The organism is Moraxella bovoculi 237, assembly GCF_000696305.2.
Lineage (GTDB): Bacteria > Pseudomonadota > Gammaproteobacteria > Pseudomonadales > Moraxellaceae > Moraxella > Moraxella bovoculi.
The window spans coordinates 133,770-156,473 of sequence record NZ_AOMT01000005.1 but is presented as its reverse complement, the minus strand read 5'-3'; the positions used below and the strand labels follow the sequence as shown (position 1 = coordinate 156,473).

The following is a 22,704-nucleotide window of genomic DNA, read 5'->3' as shown; positions in this document are numbered from 1 at the left end:
CCTAAATTCCGCCTTGTCTTCTTATGGCAACATTAGAATGATAGATTTATTTTGCAAGCGTTCTATTTTCTTCTTATCCTAATATTGAGGCATGCAATGAGTCATGTTTCATTGTCTAAGAAGCTAGGTGCAGAATTTTTCGGCACGTTTTGGTTGGTTTTTGGTGGTTGTGGTAGTGCTGTTTTGGCATCTGGTATTACAGAGCTAGGTGTTGGTTTTGCTGGTGTTTCTTTGGCATTCGGTCTGACAGTTTTGACCATGACTTATGCTGTGGGTCATATTTCAGGCGGTCACTTTAACCCTGCAGTAACGCTAGGCTTGGTTGCAGGCGGTCGTTTCGGCGCAAAAGACGCATTTAGCCATATCGCAGCGCAAGTAATCGGCGGTATCACAGCGGTGGCTGTGCTGCATGTTATCGCTTCAGGAGTGGCAGGTTTTGACGCTGTGGCAAGCGGCTTTGCCTCGAATGGTTTTGGCGAACATTCACCAAATGGCTATTCAATGATGGCGGTATTGGTGGCAGAAGTTGTATTAACCGCGTTCTTCCTAAGCATCATCCATGGCGCAACTAGCAAGCGCGCACCAGCAGGCTTTGCGCCTATCGCGATCGGTCTGACTCTAACGCCAATCCACTTAATCAGCATTCCGGTATCGAACACCTCGGCAAACCCTGCACGTAGTACGGCAGTGGCAATCTTCCAAGGTGGCTGGGCGATTGAACAGTTTTGGTTGTTCTAGGTAGCACTAATCATCGGTGGTGTGCTAGGTGGTGTAATTTACCGCGCGCTACTTGAAACACCCGATTAATCCCCTCCAATAAAAATGAGCCTAAAGCAGGCTCATTTTTTTGTATATTTTATACCCACCCTAGCACCCGAAGCCATGCCATGCCCACCGCCATACCTACCATGCTAACCACCGTAGTAAACGTCAAAATATTCGCCGCCAACACGTCATTACCACCCATTGCCTTTGCCATCACATAGCTGGCAGCAGCGGCAGGACTTGCCACCATGACAAACAACACGCCAAACTGCACAGGCGGCAGCGCAAACACCACACCAGTCAGCACCGCAAGCAGCGGCGCAATAATAATCCGCCCAATGCTTGCTTGCATGGAGACGCCCGACAGCCCCAACATGGACTTAATGTCCAGCGTCGCGCCTGCACATATCAGGGCAAGCGGTAGAGCGATATTAGATAAAAGCTCGCCCGTCTTCGTGATGGGCTGCGGTGGCAACGGTAGGTTGACCGCTTTATAAGCAAAGGCTGATACCAAAGCGATGATTAATGGATTGGTAAAAATTTTCTTAACAATATCAACACTTTGTGCAGATAAGTTCTTACCCTCTTGGGTGCGCGACAATGTAATGACCGACAGAATATTATATAAGATCGTCAAAATCCCCATATACACCGCCCCCACGCTCGTCCCCACCGCGCCATAAGCATTGTTCGCCACCGACAGTGAGATAATCGCCATGTTCGAGCGGAATACCCCTTGTACGAACACGCCTTTATCACGCACGTCCTTGATGAGCATTTTGGCGTACAGTTCCGCCCCAAAAAACAGTACAAAAGTCGTCACAAACCCCGCCATGATGAGCGGTAGTTGTTCAGCATAATCCACTTCGCTCTTTATCACACTAAAAAACAGTAAGCACGGCAAGCCAAAATTAAAAACAATCTTAGATGCGGTATCAATAAAATCCCCATCAATCTTGCCCGCCCTTTTCATATAAAAACCTAGCCCCATCAAGGCTAGGTTCGGAAAGGCAATCATGAAGGCGAAGCTGATGGCTTGTAAAATTTCTTGGACATTCATCGAAAATTCTTATGGGCTTATAAAAAAAACTTGCATATAATAATAAAAAACCACCAAAGAATAAAGGGCGAATGCCTCGCCCTTTAACACGCTTATTCAGCAATGACTACTTGTGCTTTTTTGAGCTTCTTAACCGTCATCGCCAAAAGACTCACCGCCGCAGGGGTAACACCGCTGATACGGCTTGCTTGCCCTAGTGTTGCAGGGCGGACTTGGGTGAGTTTTTGCACGATTTCGTTGGATAAGCCTGACACGCTGGCATAATCAAAATCAAGCGGCAGAGCTGTATTTTCAAGGCGTTTCATCTGCTCAATCTCATCATTTTGGCGGTCAATATAGCCTTGATATTTAACACTTATCTCAATCTGCTCGCCCACGTCATCGCCTACCGTACTGTCTGACACTTTGGCAATGTCGACAAACGTGATATTTGGGCGTTTTAAAAGGTCAAGTAGGCTGTTTTCTTTGGTCAAAATCTCGCCTGTATTTTCCATAAAGGCTTTACCAATGGCGTTATTTGGCGTTGCCCAGATGTCTTTTAGGCGGGCGGTTTCGCTGGCGATGGACTCCATTTTTTGATTAAATTTCGCCCAGCGTTCATCGTCCACAAGCCCAAGCTCTCGCCCAATGGCAGTCAAGCGTTCATCCGCATTGTCTTCACGCAGTAAGAGGCGATGTTCGGCACGGCTTGTAAACATACGGTACGGCTCTTTGGTGCCGTGAGTTATCAAGTCGTCCACCAACACGCCAAGATACGCTTCATGCCGCTGTGGTATCCACGATGCCTTGCCCAGTGCCATGCGTCCTGCATTCAGCCCTGCCAGTAGTCCCTGTGCCGCCGCCTCTTCGTAGCCTGTCGTGCCATTGATTTGCCCTGCAAAATACAAGCCGTCAATGGATTTGGTTTCTAGCGTGGGTTTGAGATTTTGCGGGTCAAAATAGTCGTATTCAATGGCGTAGCCGGGGCGTGTGATATGAGCATTTTCAAGCCCACGCATAGAATGGATAAACTCAATTTGCACATCAAAGGGCAGGCTTGTTGAAATACCATTGGGGTATAGCTCATGCGTGGAGAGGCCTTCAGGCTCAATAAAAATCTGATGACTGTCTTTGTCGGCAAAGCGATGAATTTTATCCTCAATGCTTGGGCAATAACGGGGCCCCACCCCTTCAATCTTACCGCTAAACATGGGCGAGCGGTCAAGATTGGCACGGATAATGTCATGCGTGCGTGCGTTGGTGTGCGTAATATAACACATGATTTGGCGTGGGTGCATGGCAACATCGCCCATATAACTCATCACAGGCAAGGGCGTATCCCCTGGTTGTGGGGTCATCACACTAAAATCCACCGTACGAGCGTCAATACGAGCAGGCGTACCTGTTTTTAGTCGTCCGACTGGCAGTTTAAGCTCACGCAAACGGTCGGCAAGACGAATGGATGGCATATCGCCTGCCCGTCCACCGCTTTGGTGGTCTAGCCCGACATGAATCACCCCACCCAAAAACGTCCCCGATGTCAGCACCACCGCACGGGTATTTAGACGAATGCCCGTGGCTGTAATCACCGCCACCGCACGCCCGTTCTCCACGATAATATCGTCCACAGGTTGCTGAAAAATCGTCAAATTTGGCTGATTTTCAAGCGTATGACGGATACTTGCCTTGTATAAAGTACGGTCAGCTTGGGCTCTGGTCGCTCGCACGGCCGCCCCTTTTCGGCTATTTAGCACCCGAAACTGAATGCCTGCCTTGTCGGTTGCCAGTGCCATTGCCCCGCCCAGTGCGTCCACTTCTTTTACTAGGTGCGATTTGCCAATGCCGCCAATGGCAGGGTTACAGCTCATCTGACCTAGCGTCTCAATGTTGTGCGTGATAAGTAGGGTATCTGCCCCCATGCGAGCGGACGCAAGAGCGGCCTCTGTGCCTGCGTGTCCGCCACCGATGACGATGACATCAAATGTTTTGGTTAAAAAGCTCATAAGATTATATATTCTTAAAAAGAAACCGATTATTTTAGCATAATTTTAATCATTGGGCATTAAAAAAGAGCGGATCAACGCCCTTAAATCTTATTCAAATACTCCGACTGAATCTCTTTTGGCAGTTTTTCAATCAATGCCAATTTCATGTTTTTATCATCGCCATTCATTACCATATCAATAAGCGGCTTACCGTCAAAAGGCAAATCATCTACCTTTTGGGCAAAATTTGCCAAATAATACGCCCCATCCACGTCATTATCCACAATGACCCTATCATAAACGGCACGAAAAGCCGATTCGCTCGCCCCATTATTGGCAATCAAAAGATGAATAGCTCCTAGGGCGGTATTTGGCTTCTGGCAAAGGCTGATAATTTGTTCAGAAATGCTTGGCATAATACAACTCTTAAAATTAGAAAAATATCGCGTCTTTATTGAACGTCCTATTTATAATAATCATAAAATCAAAAGTTTCAACCCCACATCAACATCGAATTCAATCAAACAAATAAACCATCATATTCACTAGGTGTAGAAAAATAATAAACTTACGTTGATGGTTTACAACATGGCAGTAAGACAATATATATTCTTACTTAAAAAATGGTCGCCTCAAAAAAGGTGGAAGATTGCCAGCCGAAACGCGCGATTACCCTGCAAAAATCCAAAAATGGATGAGGCATTATTAACAAAAAGGCTGTACGTTAAATTTACATACAGCCTAGAATAACAATTATTTTTGTTTTTCGATAATGATAAACAGTTCTTTTGGGCTAGCGTTATCACTGAAAGCTACAACCTTGTAACCTCTTGAGTAGATTTCATTGATTGTTAAGGCTTCCCCATTGAATAATGTTGTGCATGTAAACTTGGCGGTGCTACTAGTTTGGTAAATTTTGTTAGCTGCTAATTTAAATGTGCAAGCATCGCCATCAACAGCAGCACTTGCACTAGCAGAAAAGCCTAAAGTAATGGCAAATAAAGAAGCACCAATAAAGCGTTTGATCATGATTTTCTCCTTGAAAATTTTGGTGTAATAACCTTGCTTTTATAGCATACATTCAACTAAATTTCTAGCAAAAACATAGGATATTTTATAGACAATCTCATGTCCAATGTTTAAATATAAATCCGCCAAGATAAATCAAGGATACAAATATTACCTAATGATAAGGCACTTTAACACCGCAGCCAAATAAAAAAGAGCGTAAATTTACGCTCTTTTGGATAGCTTTATACTTCTGGGCTATGCTCTTCAATCAGTGGCTTTAATTCGCCTGATTGGTACATCTGTAGGATGATGTCGCTACCGCCAATCAGCTCGCCATTTACCCATAGCTGTGGGAAAGTTGGCCAGTTGGCAATCAGTGGCAAGGTGCTACGGATTTCAGGATTTTCTAGGATATTAACAAAGGCAAATGGTCTACCGATTTGGGTCAAAACTTCCACCGCACGGGCTGAAAATCCGCATTGGGGAAATTGTGGCGTGCCTTTCATATATAGTAGGACAGCATGGTCTTTAATTTGGTTTTCAATCAAGGTTTTGATTTGGGGATTGATGTCGGTCATAGGATTGCTCCGATTTGGAAAATTTGAGTTATTATGGGGGCAAATGGGGATTTTTACAAGAATTTTTTGTATAGGGCGTGCTGAACCTTTATAACACTATTTGTAATGTAGAAATATTTTAGAGATAAAATACTGTTTTTGCATGAAAAATGGCTAACTCTTGTTTTTCTTCGTCAAAAGCTCGTTTGATAGAATGACTATCAAACTTCACTTTTTCCTTGAAAAACGTGCGATTTTTCTCATTTTTCATTGCAAATACAAAAGTTCAGCACGCCCTAAAAGCTCATCGCTTGTCAGCACGGTCGCAAATTCGCCATGCAAATTGGCAAGGCTGATTTCATGCACAAGCTGGCTGTCAAACCGCTCGCCTGTCGCCCCCATTCTATCAAAAGTCGCTGTGCCGTCCGATACCACAAAAGTGGTAAAGCCTAGATTGCCTGCCATGCGTGCGGTCGTGGATACACAGTGATTGGTCGTAAGCCCTGCAAGAACAAGGGTGGTGATGTTCGCTCTGGTCAGTTGCTCATGCAAATCCGTGCCAATAAAACCGCTATTGACATGCTTTGTAATGACGGTTTCATGAGCTTGCGGTTTGGTCAGCTCAATCCAGTCAAAGCCTTGGTGTGTAGGGTGTAGGCGTGATTGGGGCGTGGTTGATGAATGACGAATGTGAAAAATCGGCAAACCCTGCTCTCGCCAATGGCTCAATAACTCAAAACAAACCTGCTCACAGTTTGGGTTGTTGCGATTGCCACCCCAATAGGCTTCATCATAAAAACCTTGTTGTAAGTCAATGAGTAATAAGGCGGTGTTTTTGACAATCATTTGATTTTCCTGTATTTATTGGCAACTAAATCTACAATTATGTTAAGCTAGGATTTTTTAATCAATAGCACCACCGCACTCGCCCAAATGCCCTCGCCACGCCCTATCCAGCCCATTTTTTCATTGGTGGTCGCCTTGATACTCACGCAGTCCACACCTGCACCAAGCACACCTGCGATGGTCTCACGCATGGCGGTGTTGTGTGGGGCGATTTTTGGGCTCTCGCAAATAACCGTCATGTCAGCATTGCCAAGCGTATAGCCATGTGATTTGATAAGTTCATAGACGTGCTTTAGCAAAATCTTGCTATCCGCCCCCTTGAACGCAGGGTCGGTATCGGGAAAATGCTGTCCAATGTCGCCAAGTGCCAACGCTCCGAGCAGTGCATCCGCCAAAGCGTGCAACAACACATCGCCATCTGAGTGAGCCTTAATGCCGTGCGTGTGAGGAATACGCACACCGCCAAGCGTTACAAAATCGCCTGTCGTAAAAGCGTGAACATCTATACCTTGACCGATTTTTATCATGATCCAACCTTGCAATCAATATATGTTTTAAGAGGTCACATTATAGTATGCCTTGCATATGACTTCAATATGACCATCAACTTAAAGCAAACACTTAAAAACAACAAAGCATTTCTTAAATTAAGCTAAATAAAATCACTTGTTTGCCGCTCTTATAATGGTGATTATTAAAAACTTAGATGCAACGATTTAACCCCTCTTATTGCTCAGGCATTAACTTAGAAAATAATCCAGTAAAATAGAAAAATAAATCAAACAAAAGATGAAGAAGAATCAAGTGAATTATTGCCTTGCCTTTTCCAATCCCGCTAGGACTTTTGAATCAGATTAAGATATTGAATTTAAAAAAATGTTTCAACACACGCACCCGCATGGGGTGCGATGCATGCTGACAGACAAACAAAAACCCCCTAGCGCGTTTCAACACACGCACCCGTATGGGGTGCGATTTTTCCTTTTTGATTGTTCTGTAGAAATGACAAAGTTTCAACACACGCACCCGTATGGGGTGCGATCGCCCGCGAAACCGCATTATTAGCGGATAGCCTGTTTCAACACACGCACCCGTATGGGGTGCGATGTCTAACAGTTTTTGACCTGCCCTATTATAAGTACGTTTCAACACACGCACCCGTATGGGGTGCGATAACAAAATGTTGGTGGCTTTTTGTTTTGGGGGATGTTTCAACACACGCACCCGTATGGGGTGCGATAACGAAGCTGGCGAATGACTTCAACACAACAGTGTTTCAACACACGCACCCGTATGGGGTGCGATCATAGACGCACTTAAGGCGGCAATGGTAGATGATGTTTCAACACACGCACCCGTATGGGGTGCGATCTTGGCAAGCTCAGCGTCTGACAATCTACCATTAGTTTCAACACACGCACCCGTATGGGGTGCGATTAATCAAAGACAAAAACCAGATATTCAAGACCTTGTTTCAACACACGCACCCGTATGGGGTGCGATAAAATATCCCCCAAAAACCCAGCCAAGAGTTTTTGTTTCAACACACGCACCCGTATGGGGTGCGATATCGCTGTCCAGCAGTTTTTGACCTTGTTGATTGTTTCAACACACGCACCCGTATGGGGTGCGATCAAAAATAAAAACAAGCAGATTTGTAATAAGTGGGTTTCAACACACGCACCCGTATGGGGTGCGATATAAAACAAGCAAGTTCGCATTAAGCAGCGGGGTTTCAACACACGCACCCGTATGGGGTGCGATTCCCAACCATGCTTTCAAACGCTGTCTGTCTATTGTTTCAACACACGCACCCGTATGGGGTGCGATGCATCAACTTGTCAGCTCAAGCGGCCACGAAATGGTTTCAACACACGCACCCGTATGGGGTGCGATGTGGGGCAATGCCTACGCACTTATCACACGCAATAGTTTCAACACACGCACCCGTATGGGGTGCGATTGAGTTATGCGGTCAAAGAGTTATTTATCATTAACGTTTCAACACACGCACCCGTATGGGGTGCGATGGGCTTGAGTACTTCTCGCAGCCTGAAAATGCCGTTTCAACACACGCACCCGTATGGGGTGCGATCGATCTGATCGTGGTGCAATGCAATGATGACACAGTTTCAACACACGCACCCGTATGGGGTGCGATGTTATTTGAACATCGAGTAAAATTTGAGTTGGCAGTTTCAACACACGCACCCGTATGGGGTGCGATAGGTTAACGAACACAACACAACCGCCAAACAGGAGTTTCAACACACGCACCCGTATGGGGTGCGATACAAGTAACGAGTGATGGACTCTCTATTGCTATTGTTTCAACACACGCACCCGTATGGGGTGCGATTTGTGCTAGAGCTCTGGGCAAGTGCCTTTAAAGCGTTTCAACACACGCACCCGTATGGGGTGCGATTCACAACGAACAAATCCAAAGGCAAGGGCAACCGTTTCAACACACGCACCCGTATGGGGTGCGATTTGCCATTGGGCAATGTGCGGTAAGTACCGCGGTGTTTCAACACACGCACCCGTATGGGGTGCGATCGAGGTATTCTTTTTGCGTGTAGAAAAGGACTTGGTTTCAACACACGCACCCGTATGGGGTGCGATAAAAGCGCAAATTGCAGAAACGCACCGACACTTTGTTTCAACACACGCACCCGTATGGGGTGCGATAAGCGGAGCTGAAAAAGGAATACGAAGCTCAAGCGTTTCAACACACGCACCCGTATGGGGTGCGATGTTTTGGGCTTTGGCATGGCCACTAGAGACATTGGTTTCAACACACGCACCCGTATGGGGTGCGATTTTTGTTCATCGAGATATCAAGAATGAAAAGAGAGTTTCAACACACGCACCCGTATGGGGTGCGATGCTTGCCGTATGTAGAGCTTAAAGCCAGTCCATTGTTTCAACACACGCACCCGTATGGGGTGCGATAGCCTTTGTTTAAAGGCTATATCTTTAAGGCTTAGACTGGGTAAAATCGCTAACCTAAGCCTTAAAAAGGCCATTTATTATAAATGTACTTATCTTTCTTTTCAATTGTTAAATAATTCAAAAACTTAGCTCATCGCTAACCTGCCTGTATTTTGATGAGAACTGCCCGTTAGCGAGCCATGATTTACCTCTTTTTCATCACAATATCAGCGTATCTTGAAACAAATCCACACTCTTTTTTGCCCCATGATGTTCCACTTTGCCACGCCATTTACTGCCCAAATGATAAAACCGCAAACTGTCCTTGTCAGGGTCGTACGCCTTTAATAGCTTGTCTTTTAATACCACCCACTGGTCGGGCATGATGTCGCACTCAAACACCGAGTACTGCACTCGCACGCCATAATCTTGGCAATGTTTGGCGATATGCCTTAGGCGTTTTTGTCCGCCATCGTCCATCGCCACATCATAACTGATTAACATTAACATATCTCATCATCTCATCAAAAACGGCGGATATTCTGCCAAATCCCCACGCAAATGCCGAGCCAGTAGCATCGCTTGCACATGGGGAAGTAGCCCGATTGCAATTTCCTCGCCCAAAAATGGATGCGTGATTTTCTCTTGCTTTTTGGCTTGCAAGGCTTGAAACACCGTCCGTCTTGCATCATCTTTTAAAATCACCGCACCGCTTATCTCTTGGCGAAAATCATCAGGCTTAATCTGCCCACGATTGATGAGCGACAGCACCATTCTATCCACCCACCACGCCCGAAACTCTTCAAGCATATCCTGCGACAAACTGTCTCGCCCCGACCTATCGGCATGAAAAAACCCCACTTGCGGGTCAAGCCCCACGCCCTGCAACGCCCCACTTATCTCCTTGCCAAGCACGCTATAAAGGAGCGACATCAAGGCATTCACACCATCACGGGGCGGTCGGCGGTTTCTGCCCTCAAAGCTAAACCCAGTCGCACGCCCAATCATCTGCCCAAAAACGGCAAAATAACAAGACGCACAATTGCCCTCAATCCCACGAATCACCTCCAAACTCTGTGCCTGTTTTAGGGCGTGAAGTCCTTGATTTAGGGCGATAATGGCATTTTGAATCTCATCATTGTCGCCATGATTGCGGATATGGCGTTGCAATACACGCTTGCTGGCACCGATTTTGACAGCGATGATGTTTTTGGCAATCGGCACAGGGTTTGAATCCGACACCCGATATTGGGTACGCCTTAGCAACACATTACCACTTTGGCGACCAACAAAACGACCCAAAAACCGCCCATGCTCGGTAAAGAACGCCAAATTCACGCCATATTCCCCACAAAATTCCAATAAGAATGGCGACACCAACACATTACCAAAACAAAAAATGTGTTCTATGGCATGAATGGGCAATTGAGCGACCTTTTGGCGGTTTTGCTCCACCACGAGCGTTTCTCGCTCCTTATGTAAATAAGTGCCTTGGGTTGTGATATAGAGCGTGTTTTGAAGTTTGCGCATTTAGAAAATTCCCTTGGTTTTGACCGCACTTTTTACTTACGATTCCGTTTTAGCTCTTTAGGAAGAAATTTATCGATTTCGTCATCGGAAAACGTCATATCCTCCATTTCTTGCAATGCTTTTTGTGCTTCTTTGTAAGCCTTAAAATTAGTGCTGGGTGCACCTGTGTAAACACTATGCAAATCCATCATTAATTTATCTCTTTGATTACAAATTTCATCAATCGGTAAAACTTTCATGTGAAGAGCAGTCAAAAGCGATAGATATTTTTCACGAACAAGCCAAATCTCTGTGGCAGCCTGTCGATGTTTTTGTGCAATAGCTCCTAAATCGTAGTCTTTTGTATAAGAATTCAATACAAGTAATGCGGTAGATATGAGTACCGAAAAGAATTCAATTCCTTTTTTGTAATTAACAAATCCATCCAAAAATAGACTAATCAATCCACCGGAAAGAAGAGCTGATAAAATAATTTGTCCCCATTTAATTCGGGAATTCCATTTCAATAAAATATCAGCACACTTTTCCTGCGTCTTATGGGTATATACAACTCGTCCATAAAACTCTCTCAATTGCCCTTCCAGCATCTTCTCTTCATCAGTCATAATCGCTCCCATCAGCAACAATTGGAACATGAATTCTATCTTTTGCCACCACTACACCATTTTTTACGCAATAACATTCAACAATGTGATCTCCTAAGAAGTTCGTAGCTTCCTTTTTGTAATTATTTCCAGCATCTGGCGTAATTTGTCCGCGAATACAGTCTCTTCGCTTTGCTTCATCTCCGCGATTTAAGACCTTCCAATAAATTTGGTATGGTTGTTTCACAGAAATTTCTTTTATCTGAAACAATAAATCTTTTTGAGACTTCAATGGAATTTTTGACCTCAAAATATCTCTAAGGAAAAATTTTCGAAAACCATTCTGTTTAACTTCACAATCAATTTTCAAATATTCACGAATATCAATTGGGAATTTGTCTTCTATAAATTCTTCTGTATTTTGGTAGCTTGGCTCATAACTTGCTAAAAGCGATTCCACAACCACTTTTTCAGCGGCAGGAAATGGACGACCATAAACCTTTTTCCATTTATCATTCACATTATTCTGATTTTCTGCTTCAATCGCATCCAAACAAAGTTTGTGTGCCTTTTTTGCCTTGTTTTGAAATTTTTTCTTCACATTAACTCGCTGATTACTACCTAATGCTAGGTAATAATCCTGCTCTGGAAGTTTTGAAAGATATTCAAAAAAATCTCTACTTAACCAATCATAATCAAGATAGCTTTTATCATCATAATATTCTGTGGAATTCAGAAAATTATAAGCCAACGTATCAATAAGCAATCCTCCCATTGCTACACCATGCTTATTTTTCCAAGCGCGAGCCATTTTACACAAACGGCGTAAGTTCCGATTTTTAGCTTCATCGACAGAAGATATTTTACGAATTTCCTCTTTTGGTTTTGTGATTTTCCAACTACCCCCATCTTTTGTGTCAGGATATTTAAAACTACCATCTTCTTGTTCAAAAACAGGCTGAACTTCAATATAAAAATTAGAAAATGCAACTGAAACAACTAATCTATCGACACTAACATCTGTTCGTGAATAGTGTTTCAAAATTGCCTCTTTTGTGTCAGCAAGTAATTTATATTGTCCATTTTGAGCATTGTTATAAGTATCCCACTTACACTTTGGCATGATATACAGCATATCTAAATCAGAAATACCATTAATCCCTGTTTTCCTTCCAAAGGATCCAACTTGCAAACTGTTAGCAGTTTCAGAATCTGAATTTCGAAAATGCTTATTTAACACTTTTGTTATTTCAGCATAACGGTTACTTATTGTTTCTTTATTAGAAATAGCTAAATTTTCAATAAACTCTTCAAACATTATGGCAATGCTCATTTTGTTTTTCCTTGTATATTCTAAAAAATACTGTATTTAAAAAGTCAATCTTTATTCCCCAAACAACCCCGCCACATACCCCACCGACTTATCTTTCCCAAACACTTTTGGCTCACAAATATCCACAAGTGAACACGCCTTACAGCGTTTGTCATAAATCGGCAATGGCGTTTGTCCGCTTTGGAGCATGGTGCGAACACTATCAATGGTCGCCAGCGTTTTTGCACGCAGTTCATCATCAAAGACCACCGCCAAGCGATGACGGGTTTTGCCATACCACAGCGAGCCACTTGCCACTGTCCGCCCTGTCATCTCTTCTAGACACATCGCTTGCGAGCAAAGCTGAATCTTATCCATGTCGGTAGGCTTGGGCTTGCCGTGCTTATATTCAACAGGGTGCATGTCGCCATTTTTGGATACCTCCACCATGTCAAGCACGCCTGATATCCCGAGCGTATTCGATAAGACGCGTACACTTCGCTCAAAACGGGTGCCTTGACGAGTTTCAGGCTCACCGCCATCCACCCGCTCATGGAGCAGTTTGCCTTGTGCGGTCAGATAATTCTCCGCCCATGCTTGTTCATTGTGAATCAAGGCGCATTGACGCGGGCAAAAGGCGTAATGTTGCAGGGCGGAGAGCAAGATAAGGCGTTTATCAGAATCCATCAATTTCTTCTGGTTTTAGCCCTGCTAGGTTGTTTAGCTCATAACTGCCGTCTGCCTTTACGCTTAGGCTGGCGTGTACTTTTGCCGATGAGTATTGTCCTGCTTTGCAGTTATGCTCCCACCAGATGAGTTTGACAACTTGCATAGACCCCTCGGGGCGAGCCGATGACGCATCGCCTTCAAAGAGCTTGACAAGCACGTCTTTGATTTTTTGGGCATCGTCATCACTAAATCCCGTCCGCTCGGCAAGCTGTGGCGACATCGCCCCAAACGCCACATACACGCCCTTATCCACACGGTGTTTCATACCCATAGTGTCGGACGCTTTTTTGGTGCCATCGCCCTCACCACTCACGCTTTTGGTGATTTGGGTGCTGGTTACGCTAACAGGCTCAACACTAAATGCCGACTGAATGCTCACAGGTCCACGCACAGCAATGGATACACCCGAACCTTCATCACTTTTGCCAAAGGCGAACACTTGCCCAAAACTTCTCACATCAAGCCATTTCTCACAGGCTTTTTTGGCGGTTTCATCACGGCTTGATTTTTTGGCGTTAAATGCGTCCGCCCCCAAGCCAACTTCTTTATCTTTGGCACGATTGGCAAGGCTTGTCATGCCGTCCGTCTTTTTCTCATCGGATTGCACAAAAATGCTCTCGCCAGCGTCCTGCAAACGGTCTCGGATTTTGCGTTTTAGGCAGACATCAGTCATCTCGCCAAAGCCCTGAAAATCGGTGCGTGGGCGGTTGCCGTTTAGTGGGTCGCCATTAGGGTTGGCGTTTTGTACTTGAATGATAAGGGCAAAATCAATTTTTTTGGTTAAGCTCATAAGATACTCCTATTGGGATTATTCGGTTTCGTTGTCTTGATTGGTTTGGTCGGTTTGGGCAGATTTGGTGCGATATGCCATTTTTTGGCTGTGATAGCCAAGTAAAAATTCGCCGTCCAATGGCTTATCTAGCCAAGTTTTGTCTCCGTCTAGGTTGTTTAGGGCAAAGACGATTTCATCAATCTCTTTTTCACGGTTTTTCAAAAAGCCCATGTAGCGGTTGTTACGCAAGCGATTTTTGTAGGAGTCAAGCCCCAGCTCAATTTGAAGCCATGTACTAAGCGGTCTTGTGGCAAAGCGTTGCATATAGCGTTCGGCATTGGTTGAGCGGTTCTCATCCGCAATTTGCAAGGCTTTGCTTTCTAGGGCTTCTGCCACTGCCAACAGCCGACCAAATAAATAATCTCGTGAACGATTTTCTTTGTCTAAATTCATGTCATAAATTCTCCGTTGTGATAAATCGTGATGACGGGCTCGCCAGCCTTTGTACAAAGCACAAGCAACCCCGATATTGCGTTGCCATTCCCAATTTTCACAGCCGTTGGGATTACAAGCAACTTGAAAACTTTTTTGCACCAAATCATAAGGGATTGGCACGTTTTGACCGCCTGCAATCACAGGCAACAGGCGAGCATAGAGCTGTTTTTTTAGATTGTCGCTTAATGACACGCCATAGACCGCCTGCCCAATCACAAAAGGCGAAGGCGGAACGACTGCCCAAAGCGTTTGTTTTTTATCAGATTTTTTGACATTGAGGTTTTCGATACTGTGGCGTTGATACCAACAAAAATCATCTATCCAAGCATCCAAATTGGCAAAATAACCACTGGGCAAAAATTCTTGATAATAAGTCAATGCCATACGACCAGGGGTCGCAGAATCGAGCATGAGTAGAGAAATTTGCTCATGTTCGGCCAATCTGGCTTGATAACCGTGCAATTTTTTCTTGATAAAATAAGACGCTTTACGCCCAAAGTCTGCCGACCAGTCTTTATTGCTTGATAAGTCTTGCTGAACATCTTGCTGAGTATTTTGCGGTGTCTCATCAGCAGTAATATCAAGAGCGTCAATATCATCAACATCAATTTGACTAAAATAATCCAACAAAGGCGACGGCACTTCTTTTCCGCTAACCGCCCAAGCAACCGTTACCTGCTCACCGTTACGAATGCCTTGTCTGGCGATGAGCCAGCGTAATGCACTGTGTGCCTTCGCCGACACGTCAGCCGAGATACTTGCCGATTCTTCTGCCAAGACAAACCGCCCACGATAGGTATAACCTGCCGTGTCGTTCGATGAGATGAGTTTGGCTTTGTCACCCGTATGTCGCAACTTGGCAGGGTGCATGGTTGCAATGGCAAGCATCTCGCCTTTTACCAAACAAAAACCCTGCTCACTGTCTGCAGACGACAAATATTCTGCCCAAGATTGCCAAATGTCGCTGTCCGCCCAAGTATCGGCTTGGGCATCGCCTGCCACTTCAACACGCCAACACACCAAAGCCGACCCAAATTCAATCTCGCCTTTGGTTTTTGTCAATACCGAAAAAATGGCAGGGGCTTCGCTTGGTTCGTCCCATTTACTAAGAACCCTGCCTTGTACATCCACGGGCAACACGCCTGCTTGCACCAAATCAGAAACAACCTTGCCTTTTTTGACATAATTTAGCACCGCTTGGACTTTTGGGTGAGCAAAAGGACTGTCACACCAAGCTTTTAGCTGTGCCACGTAGCCGTCAAAATAGGCTTTTTTGTTACCGCCAAACGCTGGATAATCTTGGGCAACGTATTGTAATTTGTCCGCCAATGAGTGTGGGGCTTCGCCACTGGTGCGGTTTTCTGATGATTCGGTAGCAGGTAGCATAATGGCGGTTTTGGCGGGCATGACACTTGCCGTCAAAAAATCACCATTACCATTGATAGTAATGACAATATGGGCGGTTTGCTGAGTATGCCCAATGGGTGTCAAGGGCGTATCATCATCAGATGATTTTGATGAGACCGCCTCATAAGTCCGATAAAGTTTTTGTATCCAGCTCATACATCAAGCTCCCCAGCCTCACTCTCCACAGGCTTGACATTCTCACCACGCTTAAAGGGCTTTTCAGGTTTCATCTCACGGATAAAGCGAGTTTTTAGCACATTATCATTAACACTTGGGAAATCAATCACGCCATACGCCATATTCGCTTGCCAAAAACGGCTGACAAGCTCATGTTTGCCCGTCTCCTCAGGATAGCCAAAGCTATGAAACATCAGCCCAAAGTCCAAATTATCAATCTCATCATAAAACCCTTGCCCCGCCCCAAACTCACACGGCTCAACATATCCTTGACAGTCTCGAGTTCCCAAAAAGATGTCTTGTCGTCCGCCACGTTCTAGCATTCGTTTGGTAATGGCAGTGTGTTTGCCTGCATTGCGGTCATCTTTTAACTCGTCCCAATTCTCATTCCAAGTAAAATACGCCTGCACCTGATATTCCACATCTTGCAAAAATGTATAAATGGCAAGCGTATTACCGCCATTCCAGTCTTGGGGTTTGGTGGATTTGCTTTGGGTGCGAATGGGCTTGATGACACGAATTTTATCAATATGCCAAATGATTGTAGGCTTCCAGTACACGCTTTTTAAAATGCCTTTTATGGCTTCATAAGTGGGTACTTGATAGGTAAATTTCTCACCGCCAATCTTGGTAATGGGGTCGGTGAATAACGCTTGCCTACCCCATACTCGTAAGCTAAACAGCTCACTTTTAAATGTATTGCCATTAGTCATATCATACCTTTTTTATTGCGTTTTAAAGATTGTAAAAAGTCATCTCGCCTGTTTCATCAAGCGACAACCCATAATTGTCATCATGATATTTATCGTCCAAATAATAAATACCCAAACCTGCTTGAACTTCATAAATGGCGCGATTATCCATAAGTTTTTTAAATACATTGGGAAACACATTCACGCTATATTGCTGAGCATCTGACAATGCCTGATACATTTGTTTGGGATTCCACGCACCGCATAATTGAGCGATAATCTCTTTTCCTTTATTATAAGGCACGATCACGGCACGAGTGGGTGCATCAATGACATTAAAAAACTGTCCTGCACTTTTAAAAGATTGCATGAGTAGCGGAAATGGTTTGGTGCGTTTGTTATTTTTTGGTGTATAAATATTTTGGCTATTGTCTGACAACCAATCTAATAAATTGCCCAATGTTTGATTTTTATCTTTGATGTCGTAACGCATCTCATCACTTCGATTATAAAAATAATAATTAAAATATTGATTCATAGCATTGGGTTGTAAAATATCTTGATCGTCAAATTCACGCAATACCCTTTCGCCACATAATTGCCCTTGATAAATATCGGGCAATACTTTTTCAAAACTTGGCTCTTTTAAATTTAAAACAAAAACTTGCCCTTTATTTTGTTTTTCGCCATGACGATTACAGCGACCGCCAGCTTGGGCAATGCTATCTAATCCGCCTAATGCCCGAATGACACACGCAAAAGAAATATCCACACCCGCTTCAATAAGCTGAGTACTGATACAAATAACAGGTTCGTTATTTTTTAGGCGGTGTTTGATATTATCAAAAATAGCCCTGCGATGAGTCGAGCATTGATTGGTGCTTAGATGAAATAGGGCTTCTTTTGGGACATTATTTTTTTGACAATATTGATATAAGTCTTTTGCCCATTGCTTGGTATTGACAATAAATAGACAGCTTGGAGTTAGATTAAATTGCTTTAATAAAAAATCACCTGCATCATCTATGTCATAACCGCCGACTTTTGGATGATAAGTTATCTGTACTCGTGATAAATCATCAAATAATTGATTTAAATTATCCAAGCCCATAAGTTCATGATTGTCTGATAATTTGATTTGCCCTAACTGTGAATTTTTTAATTGATGTAATAAAGGCTGGGTTGCCGTGCATAAAATGGCACTGCTTTTGCCAAATTGATTGAGCCAATTTAATGCATTGCAAAATAAATGCACACATTTAATCGGCAAAGTTTGGATTTCATCAAAAATCAACACGCTATTTGTCATGGCGTGAACATGGCGCACGCCCCGAGTACCAGCACCAAACCATGCATCCAAAAATTGCACCATTGTGGTAAACACAATAGGTTTATCCCAATTTTCGGACAACAGTTTGTCTTGCCAGTTTTGTTTGTCAGGTTCGATGTTACAGTGATGTTCTAATACCCAATCATCACCCAAAATATCACGCACGGTTTTGGCGTTTTGGTCGATAATAGAGGTATAAGGAATGATGTAGATAATGCGGTCGAGATTGTGTTTTTTGGCGTGATGAAGTGCATAACGCAGACTGGCTAAAGTCTTGCCTCCGCCTGTGGGTACGGTTAGGGTGTAAATGCCTTGTGAGTCATTGGCACGGGATAGGCAAGTCTCCGAGATGTCTTGGCGAATTTTATCAATGGGATATTGGATGGTAAAATTTGCCAAATGTGTTTCTAATAAATCAATGGCTTGTTGCCAATTGGGTTTTTCATCAAAACGGCGTAAAGATTTTTGGTGTTCACGCTCAAAATCTGCACTATTGATACGGTCAGCATCAATCAAACAACTAAATAAAAACCGAGCAAAACATCCTAAATAAAATTCTTGGATTTTTGAGTTATTTTTAATATCAGTATTTTTAAAAATTGGTAAAATAAATTTTAGGCATTCTTTGATAAGATTGTCATTAACCAAAGCATGGGCTTTTTGTAAAATTTCTGTATCGGCTTTTGATTGACATTCGGATAAATGCGTTAATTCATCTGATTTATCAAAACGGCGTTTCCAATTTAATTCACCGTCAGGCGTTAAACAATCTATCAATCCCAATCCATGATGAGACGCAATACACAAACCAAGTATTTGCCCAATTAATTCACCAATACCATTTTTGGTATCGAATTGACGTAAATTTTGATAAACCCACTGAGCCCCTGCGGTAGAATGATCAATCTTCTTGCCATTGGGCAGAACATAATCATTGTCTATATCAACATCTATACCTGTCATTGCCCGAATATATTCTTGAAAATCTTGTGAATATTTACCAAAATCATGCATAAGACCCAATAATTCACCCGCTTGTGATAAATTCAATTTACCTGCTAATACACGAGCGATTTGGGAAGTCTCAATTAAATGCGTTTGAAGCGATTGAATGGCTTTGTCGGATTTACGAATATGGGCAATGCACATGCTTAGCTCCTTGCATATTTACTTTATAGTATATCACCAAAAAATGCCTTCATCAACACGCCCAACACCTTGAAAATAAATCCCAAAACCCCATATAATGGCAAATTTAATTTAGTAAGATAACAACATGAACACCACCCCCTACCGTCTGTCCGATGTCGCCCAATTTCACAACAAAAATCCCAATCAAATCAAAGTCATTGTAGGTATGTCTGGCGGCGTGGACAGCTCAGTGTCGGCAGTCCTGCTAAAAGAAGCAGGCTTTGATGTTGAAGGCTTGTTCATGAAAAACTGGGAAGAAGATGACGGCACCGAATACTGCACCGCCATGACTGACCTAGCTGATGCCCAAGCCGTTGCCGACAAAGTGGGCATACCGCTCCACACCGCCAACTTTTCGGCGGAGTATTGGGACAATGTCTTTGAGCATTTTTTGGAAGAATACAAAGCAGGTCGCACACCAAACCCTGATATTTTGTGCAACAAAGAAGTCAAATTCAAAGCCTTTTTGGACCATGCCTTGACCCTTGGGGCGGACTACATCGCCACAGGGCATTATACCCGCCGAAGTTTTGAGACGCATGGCAAGGCAAGCCTACTTCGCGGGCTGGATAATAACAAAGACCAAAGCTATTTTTTGCACGCGGTAGGGGGCGACAAAATCGCCAAAACCTTATTCCCTGTGGGCGAACTTGAAAAAAGTGAAGTTAGGGCCATCGCTGAAAAATACGAGCTTGCCACCGCCAAGAAAAAGGACTCAACAGGCATTTGCTTTATTGGTGAGCGTAAATTCAAAGACTTTTTACAAACCTACCTACCTGCCAAACAAGGCGATATTTATACCGATGATGGCATAAAAATTGGCACGCATGACGGACTCATGTACTACACGCTTGGGCAACGCGGGGGCATTGGCATTGGTGGCGTGGCAAACCGCCCCGAAGAGCCGTGGTTTGTCTTGCACAAAGATTTGGTAAATAACCGCCTAATAGTCGGGCAAGGGCATGACCACCCTTGGCTACAATCCACCAAACTTACCGCTTATAAATTGGACTGGGTAACAGGCGAGCCACCCCAAATCCATGACAACGGACTAAAATGCACCGCCAAGACCCGCTATCGCCAACCCGACCAAACTTGCACCGTTTTTGTCACCGATACGGGCGTGCGTGTGGTCTTTGATGAGCCACAGCGTGCCGTTACCGCAGGGCAGTCTGTCGTGTTCTATGTTGATGATGTGTGTCTTGGTGGGGGCGTGATACAAACAACCAACACCCAAATCAATTAAACATTACAAAGAGCCTTGGTGGCTCCTTTTTATTAACCCGTTATAATCGTGCGCTTTGATGGTTTAAATAAATCTGACAATTTGATATAATCACCCAACTCTTACCCCTACCCAACATTAAGGAAATTCCATGTCGTTATCCGCCCTAACCGCCCTATCCCCCCTTGACGGTCGTTATGCATCTAAATGCGATGCTCTTCGCCCTTTTTTGTCTGAATTTGGACTGATTCACGCTCGTGTTACTGTTGAGATCCGCTGGCTACAAGCCCTTGCCAATCACCCAGAGATCAGCGAGGTCGCACCATTTAGCAAGGCTACCAATGACAAGCTAGATGCGATTGTGGCGAATTTTAACGAAGATGATGCCCTGCGCATCAAGGAAATCGAGCGCACCACTAACCACGACGTTAAGGCGGTGGAATATTTCTTAAAAGAGCAGATTGCTGACATTGATGAACTTAAAGATGCTGGCGAATTTATCCATTTCGCTTGTACGTCTGAAGACATCAATAACCTATCGCACGCCCTTATGCTAAAATCAGGTCGTGATGTCTTGGTTAAATCCATGCAAACCATCATCGATGAAATCGCCAAGCTGGCAGACACCTACGCTGCCACGCCGATGCTGTCACGCACACATGGTCAGACGGCAAGTCCTACCACGCTAGGTAAAGAAATGGCAAACGTGGCATATCGCTTGCACCGCCAATTAAAGCAGTTCAAGAACGTAGAGCTGCTTGGTAAGATTAACGGCGCCGTTGGTAACTATAACGCTCACCTGTCCGCCTATCCAAGCATCAACTGGGCGAAGCACTCTCAAGGTTTTGTTGAGAGCCTAGATTTAACCTTTAACCTTTATACCACACAGATTGAGCCGCACGACTACATGGCGGAACTGTTTGATGCACTGCGTCGTTTTAACACCATCTTGGTTGACTTTAACCGTGACGTGTGGGGCTATATCTCGCTGGGCTATTTCAAACAAAAGCTAAAAGACGGTGAAGTTGGTTCATCTACCATGCCACACAAAGTAAACCCGATTGATTTTGAAAACTCAGAAGGCAACCTTGGCATCGCCAACGCAGTTCTTGCTCATCTCGGCGAGAAGCTGCCTATCTCACGTTGGCAGCGTGACTTGACTGACTCGACTGTCCTTCGTAACATGGGTGTGGGTTTTGCTCAGAGTCTGATTGCTTTTGAAGCATGCTTAAAAGGCATTGGCAAACTTGAAATTAATGAAGCCCGACTGACCGAAGATCTCGACCAAGCGCAAGAAGTGCTGGCCGAACCCATCCAAACCGTAATGAGACGCTACAACGTCGAAAAGCCATACGAGAAACTAAAAGCACTGACTCGCGGACAAGCGATGACTCGTGAGATGATGGTGGGATTTGTCAATGGTGATGAGCTGGTAGCTGTTCCTGCCGATGAGCGTGCACGCTTGGCTGAACTGACCCCAGCAACCTATATCGGCAATGCTGATGAGCAGGCGAAGGCATTGAAAGATTATTTGAAATAATCCCATAAAAAATGACGGTCACATGATCGTCATTTTTTGCTTACTTTTCACCTATTTTTAACAACAAAAAACACGGTCATACAGAACCGTGTTTTTATATTTTTAGATGAAAATCTTAACTAAATTACGCTTTAGGGGCTCTGTCTGGCGCACCTGTTAGCGCACTAATTTTTTTGGTGACAGCCAAGGCGATCGGCAAGCTAATCAATATGCCCACAATCACCGAACCAATGATAAACTTACTGCTGTCATAGCCTGTCACGAAAGCAACAATCATCAATACACCAATTGCAACGGTAGACGCAATCGATAACATGGCTGTGAATAATGGAATATTCATGGCAATTCCCCAAAAAATTTACGGAATAAAATTAATATGTTATTTATACACCTTTTTTGCACAAATGTTAAGTGTTTTTCACAAAAAATCCCTAAAATTTTTGTTAATTTAAAAAATTCATAAATTTTCGTTAAATGGTGCGTGATTTTGGAGAAAATTCGCTTTAATTTGACGTGGTTTATGCTAAAATTAGACGTTTGTTATAACGCTTAGTGATTTTAAGCTTAGTAACAATCTAATTGCAGA

19 protein-coding genes, 1 pseudogene and 1 CRISPR repeat array are annotated in these 22,704 nt (G+C 43.9%); of the genes and pseudogenes, 3 read left to right on the top strand and 17 right to left on the bottom strand.

Going from position 1 to position 22,704, the window contains the following annotated elements:
* Positions 1-96: 96 nt before the first annotated feature.
* Positions 97-735 (top strand): annotated as a pseudogene (gene aqpZ, locus MBO_RS01110) (aquaporin Z); the annotation flags it as partial.
* Between the two features lie 121 nt (positions 736-856).
* Here the strand turns inward: aqpZ and MBO_RS01105 are convergent.
* The 16 genes from MBO_RS01105 to MBO_RS01030 form a co-directional block, all read right to left on the bottom strand.
* On the bottom strand, positions 857-1,810 hold the full coding sequence (locus MBO_RS01105; protein WP_036363082.1) for an AEC family transporter: 954 nt from the start codon (positions 1,808-1,810) through the stop codon (positions 857-859).
* A gap of 107 nt (positions 1,811-1,917) precedes the next feature.
* A complete protein-coding gene (gene mnmG / locus MBO_RS01100) occupies positions 1,918-3,807 on the bottom strand; it encodes a tRNA uridine-5-carboxymethylaminomethyl(34) synthesis enzyme MnmG (RefSeq protein WP_036362216.1) in 1,890 nt (629 codons plus the stop codon).
* Positions 3,808-3,890: 83 nt separating this feature from the next.
* A complete protein-coding gene (locus MBO_RS01095) occupies positions 3,891-4,205 on the bottom strand; it encodes a hypothetical protein (RefSeq protein WP_052585213.1) in 315 nt (104 codons plus the stop codon).
* A gap of 337 nt (positions 4,206-4,542) precedes the next feature.
* Complete coding sequence (locus MBO_RS01090) at positions 4,543-4,818, bottom strand: hypothetical protein (RefSeq protein WP_036362214.1); 276 nt, start codon at positions 4,816-4,818, stop codon at positions 4,543-4,545.
* Between the two features lie 224 nt (positions 4,819-5,042).
* Complete coding sequence (gene grxD, locus MBO_RS01085; RefSeq protein ID WP_036362211.1) at positions 5,043-5,378, bottom strand: Grx4 family monothiol glutaredoxin; 336 nt, start codon at positions 5,376-5,378, stop codon at positions 5,043-5,045.
* A 246-nt stretch (positions 5,379-5,624) separates the two neighbouring features.
* Entirely contained in the window at positions 5,625-6,203 is a 579-nt protein-coding gene (locus tag MBO_RS01080; RefSeq protein ID WP_036362208.1) for a cysteine hydrolase family protein, read from the bottom strand.
* A 47-nt stretch (positions 6,204-6,250) separates the two neighbouring features.
* The gene (gene ispF / locus MBO_RS01075; RefSeq protein WP_036362205.1) at positions 6,251-6,730 is read right to left on the bottom strand and encodes a 2-C-methyl-D-erythritol 2,4-cyclodiphosphate synthase; all 480 of its coding nucleotides are present in this window, start codon (positions 6,728-6,730) and stop codon (positions 6,251-6,253) included.
* Positions 6,731-7,081: 351 nt separating this feature from the next.
* A CRISPR array of direct repeats spans positions 7,082-9,155; the repeat unit is 32 nt; unit sequence GTTTCAACACACGCACCCGTATGGGGTGCGAT.
* Positions 9,156-9,353: 198 nt separating this feature from the next.
* Positions 9,354-9,644: a CRISPR-associated endonuclease Cas2 gene (gene cas2, locus MBO_RS01070; RefSeq protein WP_036362202.1), complete on the bottom strand. Its 291-nt coding sequence runs from the start codon at positions 9,642-9,644 to the stop codon at positions 9,354-9,356.
* 6 nt (positions 9,645-9,650) lie between these two features.
* Positions 9,651-10,664: a type I-C CRISPR-associated endonuclease Cas1c gene (gene cas1c, locus MBO_RS01065; protein WP_036362199.1), complete on the bottom strand. Its 1,014-nt coding sequence runs from the start codon at positions 10,662-10,664 to the stop codon at positions 9,651-9,653.
* Between the two features lie 32 nt (positions 10,665-10,696).
* A complete protein-coding gene (locus MBO_RS01060; protein ID WP_152545075.1) occupies positions 10,697-11,269 on the bottom strand; it encodes an SLATT domain-containing protein in 573 nt (190 codons plus the stop codon).
* Complete coding sequence (locus tag MBO_RS01055) at positions 11,262-12,581, bottom strand: nucleotide-binding domain-containing protein (RefSeq protein ID WP_036362191.1); 1,320 nt, start codon at positions 12,579-12,581, stop codon at positions 11,262-11,264. The genes MBO_RS01060 and MBO_RS01055 overlap by 8 nt, the downstream gene beginning before the upstream one ends.
* A 51-nt stretch (positions 12,582-12,632) precedes the next feature.
* Entirely contained in the window at positions 12,633-13,247 is a 615-nt protein-coding gene (gene cas4, locus MBO_RS01050) for a CRISPR-associated protein Cas4 (protein ID WP_052585212.1), read from the bottom strand.
* Complete coding sequence (cas7c, locus tag MBO_RS01045; RefSeq protein WP_052585211.1) at positions 13,237-14,079, bottom strand: type I-C CRISPR-associated protein Cas7/Csd2; 843 nt, start codon at positions 14,077-14,079, stop codon at positions 13,237-13,239. The genes cas4 and cas7c overlap by 11 nt, the downstream gene beginning before the upstream one ends.
* A gap of 18 nt (positions 14,080-14,097) precedes the next feature.
* A complete protein-coding gene (gene cas8c / locus MBO_RS01040; protein WP_036362188.1) occupies positions 14,098-16,119 on the bottom strand; it encodes a type I-C CRISPR-associated protein Cas8c/Csd1 in 2,022 nt (673 codons plus the stop codon).
* Complete coding sequence (cas5c, locus tag MBO_RS01035) at positions 16,116-16,853, bottom strand: type I-C CRISPR-associated protein Cas5c (protein WP_036362185.1); 738 nt, start codon at positions 16,851-16,853, stop codon at positions 16,116-16,118. The genes cas8c and cas5c overlap by 4 nt, the downstream gene beginning before the upstream one ends.
* Positions 16,854-16,875: 22 nt before the next feature.
* Positions 16,876-19,311, bottom strand: a complete 2,436-nt coding sequence (locus MBO_RS01030) for a CRISPR-associated helicase/endonuclease Cas3 (RefSeq protein ID WP_036362182.1) — start codon at positions 19,309-19,311, stop codon at positions 16,876-16,878.
* Between the two features lie 127 nt (positions 19,312-19,438).
* On the opposite strand from MBO_RS01030, the gene mnmA reads away from it, so the two are divergent.
* Entirely contained in the window at positions 19,439-20,599 is a 1,161-nt protein-coding gene (gene mnmA, locus MBO_RS01025) for a tRNA 2-thiouridine(34) synthase MnmA (protein WP_036362178.1), read from the top strand.
* Positions 20,600-20,729: 130 nt separating this feature from the next.
* A complete protein-coding gene (purB, locus tag MBO_RS01020) occupies positions 20,730-22,118 on the top strand; it encodes an adenylosuccinate lyase (RefSeq protein ID WP_036362175.1) in 1,389 nt (462 codons plus the stop codon).
* Between the two features lie 124 nt (positions 22,119-22,242).
* Here purB and MBO_RS01015 read toward each other — a convergent pair whose 3' ends face one another.
* Positions 22,243-22,458 carry a hypothetical protein gene (locus MBO_RS01015; protein WP_036362172.1) on the bottom strand — a complete coding sequence of 72 codons (216 nt, stop codon included), beginning with the start codon at positions 22,456-22,458 and terminating at the stop codon, positions 22,243-22,245.
* Between the last annotated feature and the right edge of the window lie 246 nt (positions 22,459-22,704).

What these genes read in the sequence shown, in the direction of transcription:
- mnmG (WP_036362216.1), bottom strand. Translation starts at nt 3,807, where the DNA reads ATGAGCTTTTTAACCAAAACATTTGATGTCATCGTCATCGGTGGCGGA.
- MBO_RS01095 (WP_052585213.1), bottom strand. Translation starts at nt 4,205, where the DNA reads ATGCCAAGCATTTCTGAACAAATTATCAGCCTTTGCCAGAAGCCAAAT.
- MBO_RS01090 (WP_036362214.1), bottom strand. Translation starts at nt 4,818, where the DNA reads ATGATCAAACGCTTTATTGGTGCTTCTTTATTTGCCATTACTTTAGGC.
- grxD (WP_036362211.1), bottom strand. Translation starts at nt 5,378, where the DNA reads ATGACCGACATCAATCCCCAAATCAAAACCTTGATTGAAAACCAAATT.
- MBO_RS01080 (WP_036362208.1), bottom strand. Translation starts at nt 6,203, where the DNA reads ATGATTGTCAAAAACACCGCCTTATTACTCATTGACTTACAACAAGGT.
- ispF (WP_036362205.1), bottom strand. Translation starts at nt 6,730, where the DNA reads ATGATAAAAATCGGTCAAGGTATAGATGTTCACGCTTTTACGACAGGC.
- cas2 (WP_036362202.1), bottom strand. Translation starts at nt 9,644, where the DNA reads ATGTTAATGTTAATCAGTTATGATGTGGCGATGGACGATGGCGGACAA.
- cas1c (WP_036362199.1), bottom strand. Translation starts at nt 10,664, where the DNA reads ATGCGCAAACTTCAAAACACGCTCTATATCACAACCCAAGGCACTTAT.
- MBO_RS01060 (WP_152545075.1), bottom strand. Translation starts at nt 11,269, where the DNA reads ATGACTGATGAAGAGAAGATGCTGGAAGGGCAATTGAGAGAGTTTTAT.
- MBO_RS01055 (WP_036362191.1), bottom strand. Translation starts at nt 12,581, where the DNA reads ATGAGCATTGCCATAATGTTTGAAGAGTTTATTGAAAATTTAGCTATT.
- cas4 (WP_052585212.1), bottom strand. Translation starts at nt 13,247, where the DNA reads ATGGATTCTGATAAACGCCTTATCTTGCTCTCCGCCCTGCAACATTAC.
- cas7c (WP_052585211.1), bottom strand. Translation starts at nt 14,079, where the DNA reads ATGAGCTTAACCAAAAAAATTGATTTTGCCCTTATCATTCAAGTACAA.
- cas8c (WP_036362188.1), bottom strand. Translation starts at nt 16,119, where the DNA reads ATGAGCTGGATACAAAAACTTTATCGGACTTATGAGGCGGTCTCATCA.
- cas5c (WP_036362185.1), bottom strand. Translation starts at nt 16,853, where the DNA reads ATGACTAATGGCAATACATTTAAAAGTGAGCTGTTTAGCTTACGAGTA.
- MBO_RS01030 (WP_036362182.1), bottom strand. Translation starts at nt 19,311, where the DNA reads ATGTGCATTGCCCATATTCGTAAATCCGACAAAGCCATTCAATCGCTT.
- mnmA (WP_036362178.1), top strand. Translation starts at nt 19,439, where the DNA reads ATGAACACCACCCCCTACCGTCTGTCCGATGTCGCCCAATTTCACAAC.
- purB (WP_036362175.1), top strand. Translation starts at nt 20,730, where the DNA reads ATGTCGTTATCCGCCCTAACCGCCCTATCCCCCCTTGACGGTCGTTAT.
- MBO_RS01015 (WP_036362172.1), bottom strand. Translation starts at nt 22,458, where the DNA reads ATGAATATTCCATTATTCACAGCCATGTTATCGATTGCGTCTACCGTT.